Genomic DNA, 13,153 nt, shown 5'->3' with positions numbered 1-13,153 from the left:
GGCCCTGCTACTGTTTAAGCCTAAAAAATTTGGGGGATTGTTCCTATTCATTGTGTCAAATAGAAACTGCTGCACGAACTACCACGTCATATTTGGGTAGGTGCGCTGCATATACTGCAAATCGGCTAACAAATAACCCATATGTTCGGTATGGACTCCGTTTTTACCTCCGCGCGTAAAGTATTTACGTTCCGGCACCTCTAGGGTTGCTTCTTTTAGCACTTCGGAAACGTTTTCATAATACGTCTCTTTCAGTTTTGAAACGTCAACACCAATGCCTTCAGCGATCATTTTTTCGTCTGATTCGGTATGATCGAAAAGTTCGTCGGTATAGCGCCAAAGCGAGTCGATCGCTTCTTGGATCTTCGCTTTACTCTCTTCGGTTCCATCGCCCAATCGTCGTATCCAGTCTGAAGAAAATCGCTTGTGATAGCTCACTTCTTTTATTCCTTTATTAGCGATGGCAACCAGCGTTTCATCCTTACTGTTTTGAAGTCCTTCCATTAGCATTAAGTGATACACATCGAATAAAAACTGACGTGCGATCACAAATCCGAAATGGGTATTAGGTTGTTCAACCATTAACACATTTCTGTATTCGCGTTCGATACGCAAAAAAGCAATATCGTCCTCGGTTTTATCACCACCGGCAACTTTTGCTGCGTATTGGTAATAACTTCGCGTTTGACCCAACATGTCTAACGATATATTGGTAAGTGCAATATCGGTTTCTAAGCTTGGGCCATGACCGCATAATTCCCCAAGTCGTTGTGCTAGAATAAGGGTGTTGTCGGCAATGCCTATTATATAATTGTACAAATCTTGATTCATCGTCGGTTAGGCGCTTTACATATGTTTTACATCATCTGGAAGATCGTAGAAGGTAGGGTGACGGTACACCTTATCTTGTGCAGGTTCGAAAAGTTCGCCATTATCTTCCGGATTTGAAGCGGTAATGTGTTTACTTTCAACGACCCAAATACTCACGCCTTCGTTTCGGCGTGTATATACATCTCGGGCATTCTCAAGTGCCATTTCTGCGTCTGCGGCATGCAAACTTCCGAAGTGACGATGCTCCAGACCGTTTTTACTTCTAACAAATATTTCCCAAAGGGGCCAATTCTTTTTAGACATAAGGTATTATTTTGTCGTATTCATTTTTCTTTACTGTTCTTCCATCAAGGAAGGATGTTAACTTGCCTTCTTGTTTTCGGCGCGTTCTTCTTGTTTTTCGGCATACGCCATTGCAGCATCACGCACCCACGCACCATCCTCCCAGGCATCTACACGTGCTTTCATACGCTCCTTATTGCAAGGACCATGACCTTTTACTACCTGCCAAAATTCATCCCAATCGATCTCTCCAAAGTCATAATGTCCCGTTTCTTCATTCCATTTTAGATCGGGATCCGGAATTGTGAGTCCGAGGATGTCTGCTTGAGGCACGGTTTGATCGATAAATTGCTGTCGCAGTTCATCGTTAGTTTTTCGTTTTAATTTCCATTTCATGGATTGTTCGGTGTGTACCGACATATCATCGGTTGGCCCTAACATCATAAGGCTTGGCCACCACCAACGATTTAATGCGTCTTGTGCCATCTCTTTTTGTTCGGGTGTCCCATTACAAAGCGTTAACATAATCTCGTAGCCTTGTCTTTGATGAAAACTTTCTTCCTTACACACTCGCACCATGGCGCGTGCATATGGTCCAAAAGAGGTATTACACAGTGGCACTTGGTTGATAATTGCGGCTCCATCTACCAGCCACCCAATCGCGCCCATATCTGCCCAAGTCACGGTAGGGTAATTAAAAATGGAGGAGTATTTTGCTTTCCCGGAGTGCAATTGCTCGTATAATTCTTCGCGTGAGATCCCTAAGGTCTCACAGGCAGAGTATAAATATAGGCCGTGCCCTGCTTCGTCCTGCACTTTTGCTAACAAAGCTGCTTTTCTTCGCAGTGATGGTGCTCTGGTGATCCAGTTACCTTCGGGAAGCATTCCAATAATTTCAGAATGCGCATGTTGTGAGATTTGTCGAATGTGTGTTTGTCGATACTTCTCCGGCATCCAATCTTTTGGTTCGATCTTTTCATCGCGCGCAATTCGCGCTTCAAAAATTTCTTCTAGATTCTTAACTTGTTCGTTGCTCATAATTCTTACATTTTTAATTTGCTCGCCTCCTCATTGCACTACAATCGAGCATTGCTATATGTTGCGATCTCGACTACACGTCAAAATCGACTTTTACTTTGTCACTTAAGGGCACCGCTTGACAACTTAACACGTAATCTTGGGCGACCTCCTTATCTTCTAAGGCATAATTGATTTTCATCTCTACCTCACCTTCTACTACCTGGCATTTACAGGTGCTACACACGCCGCCTTTACAGGCGAATGGCAAGTCGGCACCGGCTCCTAAGGCAGCATCAAGTATGTTATCATAGGCACTTGTCATGACGAACTGAAACTCTTTTCCTCCGTCTACAATTACAACTTCTGTTCCTTCCACTTTTTGTTGTGCCAGTCGTTCGGCTCTTTTCTTGTCTTCTTCGGAAAGGCCTGTAACAAATAGTTCGAAGTGCACCAACTCTTTTGGCAATCCGGCTTCGACAAGATAATTGCTTACATACTGCACCATGTCTTCGGGGCCACATAAGAAGACCTCACTGGTATCCGGAATATCGATAAAGGTTTTTGTTAGCACATCCATCTTCTCGTCATCAAACCTTCCGCTAAACAATTCGATATCTCGTTTTTCTTTGGTCAAGAAATAGTAGATCTCCAGTCTTCCGAAGTTTGCATTGCGCAATTGTTCTAATTCTTCCTTAAAGATAATCGATTTTGCGGTCTTATTCACATAAAACAACTTACAAGTAGCGTTTGGTTCTTCGTACAAATGTGTTTTGATCATTGACAGTACCGGTGTGATCCCACTACCTGCAGCAAAAAACAAATAGTTCTTAGGTGTGTCCGGCTGTACATCTACACCGAACGTACCGCTAGGCGCCATTACTTCAAGTGTATCTCCGGGTTGAAGGCTGTTGTTTACATAGGTAGAGAATTTCCCTTCGGGGATCTGTTTTACTGCCACACGCCACTGTCCATCTACCGGGCTGGAGCACAAACTGTAGGACCGTCGGGTATCTTGCCCGTCGATATCTGCTTTTAAGGTTAAATGCTGTCCTTGACGAAAGTGAAACGCCTCTTTGTGTTCTTCGGGAACATCGAATACGATAACCGAACAATCGTCGGTCTCTTTGTACACATCTTTTACCTTGATCTTATAAAACTTTGCCACGGGCTATTTGTCGTTTAATTGTTACAAAACTAACGATTGTTAGTTACTTTTACAAGTTAAAGTTTGTTAACGATACCGTGCAGAAAAACGGCGACCATATCTTGCTTCAACACGTTCACATCCAGCTTTCCGCGTTTTTGATACCAGAGGTATAATGTACGTAAGGTTGAGAGTATGGAAAACAAGATCACCTCCGGTTGTCGTGCTTGAATTTCTCCTGCGGCAATTCCGCGCTTGATGATCTGCCTGAAGTTCTCTTCGTAGTCTTCGCGCATGCGAATAAAGGACCTCAACTCATCATTCTCAAGGTGCATCCAGTCGTTATTTAGTGCCGCAAGTCCTTCGGAATAATTAACGGTAATATCGATATGCATTTCGATAATGCGTTCTATTTGTTGAACAGGAGACGATTCTTCGGCGAGTACCGTTTGCATGCCGTTTGTAAATTCTATGGCCACTTCGAGAATGAGTGTAGAAAGGATCTCTTGTTTGCCACTAATATGGTTGTACAAGCTAGCGGCTTTTATTCCCATAGCCTGCGCAATGTCTCGCATGGAAACAGCATTATAGCCTTTTTCTTTAAATAGTTTGGAGGCGGTAGCAACAATTTCTTGCTTTCGTGTAAGCGTCTTCATTTGTGTAAAGGTAGCGAAAAAAATAGGTGTATTGGATTCTGAGTTTAGGCAGAAATAAGCAGGTTACGATCTATTTTATTGCTGGGCTGCGTTAGGGATTGAGGTCTTGTTGGAGCTCTCTGGCTGCGGCAGAAGCGACTACCGAAAGCCCGCCCATGTTTTTTTATATCTTTTTCTACGACATAAAAAAACGTGGGAACGCCCAACTAACTCTACCAAGAAAACGGTAGGTGGTTAAAAAAGTATTAATTTTGAAATTCTATGGAGCAACGAATTGAAACCAACGAATTATTAGATCGGTTACCACCGCATTTAAAGCAGTACATCAAACCGCAGGACTATGAGCAATACACGCCCATAAATCAGGCGGTATGGCGGTATGTGATGCGAAAAAATGTTGATTATTTGAGCAAGGTTGCCCATGCGAGTTATGTAGATGGACTTGAAAAAACAGGAATTTCTATAGAAGCGATCCCCTCGATGTATGGGATGAATCGTATCTTAAAAGAAATAGGTTGGGCTGCGGTCGCGGTGGACGGATTTATACCTCCCAATGCGTTTATGGAGTTTCAGGCGTATAAGGTCTTGGTGATCGCCAGTGACATACGGCAGTTAGAACATATTGAATATACGCCGGCGCCGGACATTATTCATGAGGGAGCGGGGCATGCTCCTATTATTGCCAGTCCGGATTATGCCGAGTATCTGCGACGCTTTGGAGAGATTGGCGCCAAGGCCATATCGAGCGCTCATGATATGGAATTATACGAAGCGGTACGCGCTTTGTCTATTTTAAAGGCTTCGGAAGACAGCAGTGATGCAATGATAGCAGCGGCAGAAAAAGAAGTATTAGAATTGCAACAAAAAGAGGTTGCACCTTCGGAAATCTCGCTAATTCGCAACTTACATTGGTGGACCGTGGAATATGGTTTGGTAGGCACGGTAGACCACCCAAAGATCTATGGCGCGGGTCTATTGTCGTCTATAGGTGAAAGCACCTGGTGCATGAAGGAGGAGGTTAAGAAAATACCATACTCGATAGATGCGGCCTATCAGGATTTTGACATTACAAAACCGCAACCACAGTTATATGTCACGCCAGATTTTGCCTATCTTCAAGAAGTACTAGAAGAATTCGCCAACACTATGGCAGTGCGAAAAGGCGGTTGGCGCGGATTACACAAGCTGATAGAATCGAAACAAATTGGTACTATTGAAATAAGTACCGGCTTACAAATTAGTGGTCGATTTACGCGTATGATACAAAATGAAGACAACGAAGTGGTGTACTTTGAGACCGAAGGAGAAACAGCTTTGTCCTATCGAGAAAAAGAAGTGATCGGCCACGGGGTGAGTCGGCACGCCAACGGATTTAGATCGCCTTTAGGTAAGTTGAAGGGTATCAACTTGGCGATTGAGAATATGGGTCCGCGTGACCTACAAGCTTATAATTTTTATGACGGTAAACCAATTGCCTTCGAATTTGAAAGTGGTATTACGGTTGAAGGTTTGAATGTTACGGGAATGCGAAATCTTCGCGGTGAACTAATGCTCATTCAGTTTACCAATTGTACGGTGAGTTATAAGGATGAGATCCTATTTAGTCCGGATATGGGAGATTTCGACATGGCGGTAGGAAAAGAGATCTTGAGTGCCTTTGCGGGTGCTGCCGATTATCTTTCGTTCGATCTAGTAACACATGTTAGCAAGAGCACCACTGCGCGTCCTACGCTTACGGAATCGGAAGTTGCATTGAATGCCTTGTATAAATCGGTGCGAGATCTACGAGAAAAGTTAAAGGACGGGGTCTCTACAGACGACAAGGATGCTGTTTTACCTCCCATCTTTGCAGATGTACAAGCGTCACACCCCAATGATTGGTTACTGCCATTAGAGATCTATGAATTAGTCGCTCGGGACGATTCAAGTTTTTCTGAGCGTGTTCTCAATTATCTTATCAACCTTAAATCACGTCGCCCTACTGTAGCACACCTGATCGACGACGGATTGCTCTTACTGGAAAAAAAGGTGCCAAAAAGCATCAATTAAACAGGCAACAAAAACAAAACATATTATGGGATTTTTTGATTTTTTATTTGGACATAAAGCAAAAAAAATACAACAATTTAAAGATCGCGATGCAGTAATCTTGGATGTTCGTACTAAGGAAGAATATGCTAATGGTGCTATTCCGGGCTCCATGCACATACCTGTGCAACAAGTAGAAGACCGAATTGAAGAGCTAAAGCGACTCGATCGACCCATTATTACTTGTTGCGCGAGTGGTATTCGCAGTGGACGCGCAGTCAAAATTCTAGAAAAGCACGGTGTGGAAGCCACGAATGGTGGCGGATGGTTAAGCCTTCAAAAGAAGCTTTAAGCATTCAACGTTAACGGTGTTTACATTTTAATCTTTTCCAGATCATCTTCTGTTTGTACCGGTTCTCCTTGGTATCGCAGGCTCCAGCCCATAGAATTGGTTAGGATATAGATCTTTTGTAATTCTGAAATAAGTCGGTTTTGGGCATTGGTTACCAATTCCGAATTTTCGATCTTTTCTCGCAGTGATCTTTCGACTCGTGTTTTAATCTTGTTGTAATCTGAAGCCTCAAACTGATTGAGATAGTCTTGGGTCACATCGTAGTATTCGATATTGGGATTGATGGTAAGTTCGGGTTCGGGAATGGACAATATATAGACCGTTTTGTTAGCCTCGTCTACTTTGGTCTCTACCGCACTTAAATCGTATGCGATGCTAGCATCGGCATTAACGACGACCAAGGCCTTTTTTCGTGCCGACAGCACATCGAAGTAAAACCGCTTCGAATCTTCATAACTAAAGACTTGCGCATAGCTTCCTTCCGTTACGATTAGCTTTCCAACATTTTTAAGTTGTTTTTCGATAAGCGCCGTATTCGCTTCCAACTGTTCTCGTTCATCTTTGTGATGCTCACAGTAACGCAAGCCAAAAAAGATAATGACGGCGAGGATGATTCCGAAGAAAATATTACGCATGGCTGAAGTTTTTCAGAAAGATACAAAATCGTCATTTTCTTTGTTTATGCCTTGCCTAAAATAATGGGCTACAATTCGTACTTGACCACAAACATAAAGATGCGAGGAAGCACGAAATACTGTGAAGTGGTGTTGAATTGCTCGTTAAAACTATCGCTGTTAATCGCTTCCGTATCGAGTATATTGGTCGCTTGTAATTGGAATTCCCATGGACTTTCGCCTTTACGATAATACAAGTTGGCATTTACGAACGAATACGAATTATCTACCGTATTGCCCTCGTTGGTGTATTTGTAATATTCCCACTCGGCATCGAAAGTAAAATCTTTTAAAAAGCGCAGATCTACGTTAACAAAAGGGCGGTGCGTATAGAATTTTTGCTCCAACCCGCCGTTGTCATAATTATTCACACTTAGCACATAGCCACCTTCGAAATTGGGCCAATTTCTAAAATTGGTTCGAACGCTTCCTCGATAGTTTTGCGTAAAACTCTCACTTTCGCGAACTATGTCGTTCACCACATTGTTCGATTTTGCCAATGATACATTTGCACTGGCATTGAACTGTATCTTTTTAATTCGTTTGCTGAATCTTCCCACAGCCGAATAGGTCTCATCTGGGAAATTGCTATCGATATTGAATGGCGAGCTCACTTGGTTGATCGCTATGATCTGGGTGTTGCTCTTATAACCGTTAATTCGCCTGCTATAGTTAAGCGAACCGCTAATATTCGTATAGTTAAAAAGGTTAAAGCTAAAATACGTTAGATTGTAATTATGACTCAGCGCATTTTCTAAGTTTCGATTTCCTCTAAAAAGTCTGTTATAATTATTAAAAACAAAGGCTTCTGCATAATCGTTCACATCGGTGTATTCGGCAGATACAGCATAATTAAAACGCAAGTTCTCACTTTTTTTGATCTCCCAAATGGCATTCACATCGGGCAGCACCATCCAATCGTTCTGTGAGTTGCTAGTGTTTAACTGATCGGTCTTTAGGTTGTAATTATGCAGTGTTAATCCGGGGGTAAAAATAAATGCTCCTGTCTTTACTTTGTAATGCAACCCTAAAAAGACATCACTAAAAGTATAGGTTACATCGTTGGTAAGTGGTAATGTTTCTCCATCGATTGGAGGTGTTTGTGAAAAATCTAACCTGTCACCGTTACCAAGCAATTGAAAAATATTAGAGTCGAATTGCTGATTGCTGTAGGTCGTACCTAGGGTAACATTCAAATTACTCGTATTATTAAGAACATAGTAATAATCTACTTTTGCATCTATTTTGCTGGTTCGAATGTTCTTCGCTTGATTTATGTTAAATCGGTTTTGCGTGGTATCTACCGGTAGAATTCCGCCAAAAGGCAGTAGATCGACAATGGCGTTATAGAATGGATCTTCATCCTGCCATAAGTGTTGTACTTGTCCCGCAAAGATGTTCTTATCATCCAGCGTATAGTACAGATTCATATTCTGATTTATAGAAAACGGTTTGTTTTCTTTTGCTTCGGAAATGGAGTTATCTCGCCCGTCAAATTGCGAGAACACACCGGCATCTTCGGTCTGCTTTGATGCTTTTACCAACACATCATAGTCCATCTGAAAATCGGTGCTTGGTTTGTAGACACTACTCAATTTGACCATTCCCAGCTGGTTACGTTGATCGGTCTCACTACTTGAGATCTCGGTACTTCCGGAAGCGATATACTGTCGTATCGAATTATTTACGATGTTCGTTTTATTGTCAGATAGAATTGAAAATCCGCTCAGGTCCCATTTCTTATTAACGGCCCAGCTAAAATTCCCGGCTAGGAATTTTGTTTCTAATTCGTTTGCTCTGTTGTTTTGAGTTACGGCAAATCCGAGTCCGCTATCACTAATATTAAAGTTAGTCCCTCCCCCTCGATTGAAGTTTCGGAATCCACCCGTAAAATTAAAATAGTCTCGAAATGTAAAAGGCACTTCCCCAATGTTATTAAAATCGGTGATCAAGTTGATGCTGTATTTCGGACTGTAATAGAACAATTTAGGATGTACCAGATAACCTGCTTCATCATCACCAACCAGGCCACCACCGGCTGTAACCTCACCAAACCAAAAGTTCTTTTTACCTTCCTTAAGTCGAATATTGATCGCCACATTATCTTGGTCATTGCCCAAGCCACGCATTTGATCGACCTCGTTGTAATTTCGTAGCACTTCAACCTTATCTACCGCATCTGCAGGAATATTTTTAGTTGCTAGTTTAGAATCACCATCGAAGAAATCCTTCCCTTCTACCATTACTTTGGTTACGGCTTTGCCTTCCACCTCTATCTCACCGGCATCGTTCACCTCGACCCCGGGTAAATTCTTCATAACGTCGCCCAGTTTTCGTTCTTCCCCGGTACGGAACGAATCGGCATTGTAGACTATAGTATCGCCTTTCACGGTCACCGGCATTTCGTAAGTGATCTCGACGCCTTCTAATTCATCGGCCAAAGAATTTAAGGTAAAGTTTAGGTCTATGTCTTCTGAATCATCCGCAACCGTAAGCGATTTTTCCTGAGTTTCATACCCAAGAAAACTAGCACGAAGTACATAGGTTTTATTTTTGGTAAGGTCCAATTGAAACCGCCCTTCGAAGTTCGTAATCGCATACGATTCGATCGCACCCGATTCTTTTTCGGTGGCGATCACGTTAGCCAATTCGAGGGGGTCCCCGATACTATCCTTGATTACACCTTTTACTTTAATAGTTTGTGCTGAAAGGGATACGGTAAGCAGCAATAAGATTGCCCAGAGTATTTTTTTCATTTGTAGTTGGTTGGTTTATCTACCTAGAATAATTGTATGTTCACATGGTCTATATCTGGATCTAGCCGCCAAAACGACCCCCTCTTCGACCCCCTCGCCCTCTAAAATTCTCACGCATTTCCTCCATCTTTTCCTTTACGATGGAGTTGTACTCGTCACGTGTTACTTCTGTTCCTTTTGACGGTGCTTCGATCGATTCGGCATCTTTCACATTAAGCACGATTTTTGAGCACAGGATGGTGGTGCGATAAAAATTAAGTTCAAGAATTAATCCCGGCAGGCCTGCGTAATCACCGGGTCCGTTTCCTACCGGTATTTGCGGAGTAAACCAAGCTGTAACAATCACTTCTTTCGGCACCTCGATCTCATTAAACGGATCATCGGTAGCGGTCTTCGTAGAGTCGGTTGCGGTTTCGCCTTCTTGCTTCTCATCGTCGTCGCGACCTCCTCTGCGTCGCGCCATGCTAAAGTCATTTTCATCGATAGGTTTTACCGCAGTCGCCTTAATAGCGATATACTGTCCTATTTGTTTTGATTCTTTTGTGATCTCCCATTCCAATGATGGAATCGTATCGTTGATAAGGAATTGTTTTCCGAAGAATTCACGCTCCTCAATAATCTGGTTCGTCTCAAGGTTCTTGTATTGATCGCCCGGCGTAAAACTTCCCATCATCATTCGGAAGCCTCCGTTTCCTGCACCCGTTTCTAACATTTCCTCTTCTTTGTAGATCGATTCTTTATTATTAAAAGTAAGAATGAAGGTTTTTTCCAACATACTTTTCATTCGTTCGGCAATCTGTTTTTTCATGTCCTCGCTCATCTCTCGTCCACCGAAATTGTCCATATCGACGGTAGTTTTCGATTCGTAATAAGCGCGTCCACTAATATTTTGTGCGAAGGTGATACTTGTGAAGCATGCTATCACCAAAAAGGAAACCAATCTCATAAACTGTTTTTTAGGTACCTGTTAGTAAGAATAACCGGTAATTGTTACAAAACCATTGGACATTTTTAAAGGGCAATGGTTTAATGCTTCGGAAAGATTATCCTCCAATTCGAATGCTGAAGGTATTACCATCGTTCCTACTTCTATTATCCCGCATGGTTTCCATCATTTCCTTTTCCTTCTTTTCCCTGATCTCATCGAAGGTTTTTTGATCCACCTCTTTGCCTTTGGTAGGAGGATCGATAACGATCTCCTTTTCGGGATTAAGAACGATCTTAGTACACAAGATAGACTGGTTCCCGTCATTAATTTCCAGTACCAGCCCCGGTAATCCCCAATAGTCGGAAGGACCGTGTTGCACCGGTATTTGCGGTGTATACCAAGCCGTTGTTGTGATAAGTTTGGTAGTTTCAACGAGGGTGTCGGAATCACTGCTAAAAGAAGATTCGGTCACTTCGCGTTCATAGGTTGCTTTAAAACAAGTATAGGCACCAATGTTCTTGGTCTCCTTTTCCAGTTTCCATTCGGGTGTATCCAATTTGTCTTTAACCAGAAACGGCTTTCCCATGATCTCGGTTTGGGTCACATAAGATTGTGCTTTGGTGTTTCGGTATAAAACATCCGAATTTCCACTCATTACGATGCTAAGTCCACCTGCCGAGGCCGGTTGTGGTGCATCTAACGATGGGTTTTCAACGTATAACGATTCGGTGGTGGAAAATGTGAGGGTGTATTCTTTCTGAAATTGTTTCCGAAGCTGTGCTTCTAATTGTTGTTGCATTTCGCTGCTTACTTGGGTACTATCGAGCTTTAGATCCAGATCACGATGCGTTTTGTAAGTGGCAATGCCTTCGAATTGTTGTGAAAAGCCAGCGATGCTTAGTAAAAAGCAACAACTAAATAAAAGGTAGTGTAGTTTCATATCATTGATTTTAATTCTCTTTCAAAAAGACGATCTATTTTAGACTGTGTTACAAAGACGCTTTGGCAGGCATTTTGTATCTTCACACGCTATGAAGGTACTCATTCTTTTCTTATGCTTTTCTACCCTGGCAGGATTTGCACAAAACTTGCAAGAGGTTTCAAAAATAGCGCTCGAAGCAGATACCTTCGTGGGTATCGACCCTTATAAGAACACCTACTACATTAAAGACCAAGTATTGCATAAAAATGGTGCAGAAGGTGCGTTCGTGTTCAACGATTTTCAATTAGGTCCAATCACGTCGGTCGATATCATTAATCCTTTAAAAGTGGTTGTTTTTTATCGCGATGTGAATACGGTCGTCTTTGTAGACAATCGATTAAATGAAATAGAGCGCATCAACTTTAATAATCTTCCTCAGTTTATTAATGTACATACCGCTACGAATGCAGGAAATAATAGGCTATGGATCTTTAATGTAGACACCCAGCAAATCGAATTGTATAACTACCGTAACAATACTAAGGTCACGGTTTCCCAGCCATTTTCGGGTGAGCTTATCTCGCAAGCCAGCAATTTTAATTATTGCTTTGCCCTTACCAATAATTCAATGCGCACCTTTAATATTTATGGCAGTCTACTGTCTAAAATGGACGGACAACAATTTGAGCGGATTGTTCAACAAGAAGAAAAGGTAGTCGCTTTAAAAAATAATGAGCTGTATTTGATCGCTGAAAACACCGTTCAACCATTAAAAAATCCGCTGCCCGAAAACACAATAAAAGACTTGCAGCTTACGCAAGATTTCCTGTATATTTATGACAGTAAATTTTTATACGCCTTTTCACTAACCCAACCAAAGAAGTAGATATATGCATGTTGCGATTGCCGGAAACATAGGTTCTGGAAAAACCACCTTAACCCGCTTATTAGCCAAACATTATAAATGGAAGGCCCATTTTGAAGACGTGGAGGACAATCCGTATCTCGATGATTTTTACAATCAGATGGAACGATGGTCCTTTAATCTTCAGATCTACTTTTTGAACAGTCGTTTCCGTCAAATCCTCGATATTCGCAAAAGTGGAAAAGACATTATTCAAGATCGTACCATTTATGAGGACGCTTATATTTTTGCGCCCAATTTACATGCTATGGGACTCATGACCAATCGAGATTATGAGAACTATCGGTCGTTGTTCGACTTAATGGAAAGTGTGACCGAAGGGCCCGATCTACTTATTTATTTACGCAGTTCGATCCCTAATCTTGTAAACCAGATCCATAAGCGTGGAAGAGATTACGAAAACTCTATTAGTATCGACTATTTAAGCAGGCTAAACGAGCGCTATGAAGCCTGGGTTCATGAATACGACAAGGGCAATCTAATTATTTTGAATGTAGACAACCTCAATTTTGTCGACAATCCGGAAGACCTGGGAGATGTCATCAATAAGATCGATGCCGAATTGCATGGGCTCTTCAAAACTTAACATTTTACAAACAGTCACTTCGGTTGTAATTAACTTAATTTGCCATAAC

Annotated in this window: 13 protein-coding genes; 4 read left to right on the top strand and 9 right to left on the bottom strand. The window is 42.0% G+C overall.

Going from position 1 to position 13,153, the window contains the following annotated elements; translation table 11 throughout:
- Window positions 1–78 precede the first annotated feature (78 nt).
- The 5 genes from paaC to DWA30_RS01555 form a co-directional block, all read right to left on the bottom strand.
- Window positions 79–831 carry a 1,2-phenylacetyl-CoA epoxidase subunit PaaC gene (gene paaC, locus DWA30_RS01575; protein WP_114490781.1) on the bottom strand — a complete coding sequence of 251 codons (753 nt, stop codon included), beginning with the start codon at window positions 829–831 and terminating at the stop codon, window positions 79–81.
- Window positions 832–846: 15 nt separating this feature from the next.
- Window positions 847–1,134 carry a 1,2-phenylacetyl-CoA epoxidase subunit PaaB gene (paaB, locus tag DWA30_RS01570; RefSeq protein WP_114490780.1) on the bottom strand — a complete coding sequence of 96 codons (288 nt, stop codon included), beginning with the start codon at window positions 1,132–1,134 and terminating at the stop codon, window positions 847–849.
- 57 nt (window positions 1,135–1,191) lie between these two features.
- Entirely contained in the window at window positions 1,192–2,151 is a 960-nt protein-coding gene (gene paaA / locus DWA30_RS01565) for a 1,2-phenylacetyl-CoA epoxidase subunit PaaA (RefSeq protein ID WP_114490779.1), read from the bottom strand.
- A 73-nt stretch (window positions 2,152–2,224) separates the two neighbouring features.
- Window positions 2,225–3,298: a 2Fe-2S iron-sulfur cluster-binding protein gene (locus DWA30_RS01560; RefSeq protein ID WP_114490778.1), complete on the bottom strand. Its 1,074-nt coding sequence runs from the start codon at window positions 3,296–3,298 to the stop codon at window positions 2,225–2,227.
- Window positions 3,299–3,354: 56 nt separating this feature from the next.
- Window positions 3,355–3,933: a TetR/AcrR family transcriptional regulator gene (locus DWA30_RS01555; RefSeq protein WP_114490777.1), complete on the bottom strand. Its 579-nt coding sequence runs from the start codon at window positions 3,931–3,933 to the stop codon at window positions 3,355–3,357.
- Window positions 3,934–4,194: 261 nt separating this feature from the next.
- Between DWA30_RS01555 and DWA30_RS01550 the strand changes: the two genes are divergently transcribed.
- The gene (locus DWA30_RS01550) at window positions 4,195–5,982 is read left to right on the top strand and encodes an aromatic amino acid hydroxylase (RefSeq protein ID WP_114490776.1); all 1,788 of its coding nucleotides are present in this window, start codon (window positions 4,195–4,197) and stop codon (window positions 5,980–5,982) included.
- A gap of 25 nt (window positions 5,983–6,007) precedes the next feature.
- Window positions 6,008–6,313, top strand: coding sequence for a rhodanese-like domain-containing protein (locus DWA30_RS01545; RefSeq protein WP_114490775.1), 306 nt, complete (start codon window positions 6,008–6,010; stop codon window positions 6,311–6,313).
- 20 nt (window positions 6,314–6,333) lie between these two features.
- On the opposite strand, the gene DWA30_RS01540 is transcribed toward DWA30_RS01545, so the two are convergent.
- From DWA30_RS01540 to DWA30_RS01525, 4 genes are all read right to left on the bottom strand, one after another.
- On the bottom strand, window positions 6,334–6,948 hold the full coding sequence (locus DWA30_RS01540) for a DUF4230 domain-containing protein (RefSeq protein ID WP_114490774.1): 615 nt from the start codon (window positions 6,946–6,948) through the stop codon (window positions 6,334–6,336).
- 68 nt (window positions 6,949–7,016) lie between these two features.
- A complete protein-coding gene (locus tag DWA30_RS01535; RefSeq protein WP_114490773.1) occupies window positions 7,017–9,743 on the bottom strand; it encodes a TonB-dependent receptor in 2,727 nt (908 codons plus the stop codon).
- A gap of 61 nt (window positions 9,744–9,804) precedes the next feature.
- Entirely contained in the window at window positions 9,805–10,689 is an 885-nt protein-coding gene (locus DWA30_RS01530; protein WP_114490772.1) for a GLPGLI family protein, read from the bottom strand.
- Between the two features lie 97 nt (window positions 10,690–10,786).
- Window positions 10,787–11,611 (bottom strand): GLPGLI family protein, encoded by an 825-nt coding sequence (locus tag DWA30_RS01525; protein WP_114490771.1) that lies wholly within the window; start codon window positions 11,609–11,611, stop codon window positions 10,787–10,789.
- Window positions 11,612–11,702: 91 nt separating this feature from the next.
- On the opposite strand from DWA30_RS01525, the gene DWA30_RS01520 reads away from it, so the two are divergent.
- Both DWA30_RS01520 and DWA30_RS01515 read left to right on the top strand, forming a co-directional pair.
- A complete protein-coding gene (locus tag DWA30_RS01520) occupies window positions 11,703–12,479 on the top strand; it encodes a hypothetical protein (RefSeq protein ID WP_114490770.1) in 777 nt (258 codons plus the stop codon).
- A 4-nt stretch (window positions 12,480–12,483) separates the two neighbouring features.
- The gene (locus tag DWA30_RS01515; RefSeq protein ID WP_114490769.1) at window positions 12,484–13,104 is read left to right on the top strand and encodes a deoxynucleoside kinase; all 621 of its coding nucleotides are present in this window, start codon (window positions 12,484–12,486) and stop codon (window positions 13,102–13,104) included.
- Window positions 13,105–13,153 lie beyond the last annotated feature (49 nt).

It is taken from the genome of Candidatus Ulvibacter alkanivorans, assembly GCF_003333325.1.
GTDB lineage: Bacteria > Bacteroidota > Bacteroidia > Flavobacteriales > Flavobacteriaceae > Ulvibacter_A > Ulvibacter_A alkanivorans.
Note: the sequence above shows the minus strand (reverse complement) of the source record. Positions and strands in the feature narration are given on the sequence as shown.

Bases quoted from the DNA above. Each gene is read 5' to 3' on its own strand.
- DWA30_RS01545 (WP_114490775.1), top strand. From the start codon at position 6,008: ATGGGATTTTTTGATTTTTTATTTGGACATAAAGCAAAAAAAATACAA.
- DWA30_RS01530 (WP_114490772.1), bottom strand. From the start codon at position 10,689: ATGAGATTGGTTTCCTTTTTGGTGATAGCATGCTTCACAAGTATCACC.
- DWA30_RS01540 (WP_114490774.1), bottom strand. From the start codon at position 6,948: ATGCGTAATATTTTCTTCGGAATCATCCTCGCCGTCATTATCTTTTTT.
- paaC (WP_114490781.1), bottom strand. From the start codon at position 831: ATGAATCAAGATTTGTACAATTATATAATAGGCATTGCCGACAACACC.
- DWA30_RS01515 (WP_114490769.1), top strand. From the start codon at position 12,484: ATGCATGTTGCGATTGCCGGAAACATAGGTTCTGGAAAAACCACCTTA.
- DWA30_RS01555 (WP_114490777.1), bottom strand. From the start codon at position 3,933: ATGAAGACGCTTACACGAAAGCAAGAAATTGTTGCTACCGCCTCCAAA.
- DWA30_RS01550 (WP_114490776.1), top strand. From the start codon at position 4,195: ATGGAGCAACGAATTGAAACCAACGAATTATTAGATCGGTTACCACCG.
- DWA30_RS01525 (WP_114490771.1), bottom strand. From the start codon at position 11,611: ATGAAACTACACTACCTTTTATTTAGTTGTTGCTTTTTACTAAGCATC.
- DWA30_RS01535 (WP_114490773.1), bottom strand. From the start codon at position 9,743: ATGAAAAAAATACTCTGGGCAATCTTATTGCTGCTTACCGTATCCCTT.
- paaA (WP_114490779.1), bottom strand. From the start codon at position 2,151: ATGAGCAACGAACAAGTTAAGAATCTAGAAGAAATTTTTGAAGCGCGA.
- paaB (WP_114490780.1), bottom strand. From the start codon at position 1,134: ATGTCTAAAAAGAATTGGCCCCTTTGGGAAATATTTGTTAGAAGTAAA.
- DWA30_RS01520 (WP_114490770.1), top strand. From the start codon at position 11,703: ATGAAGGTACTCATTCTTTTCTTATGCTTTTCTACCCTGGCAGGATTT.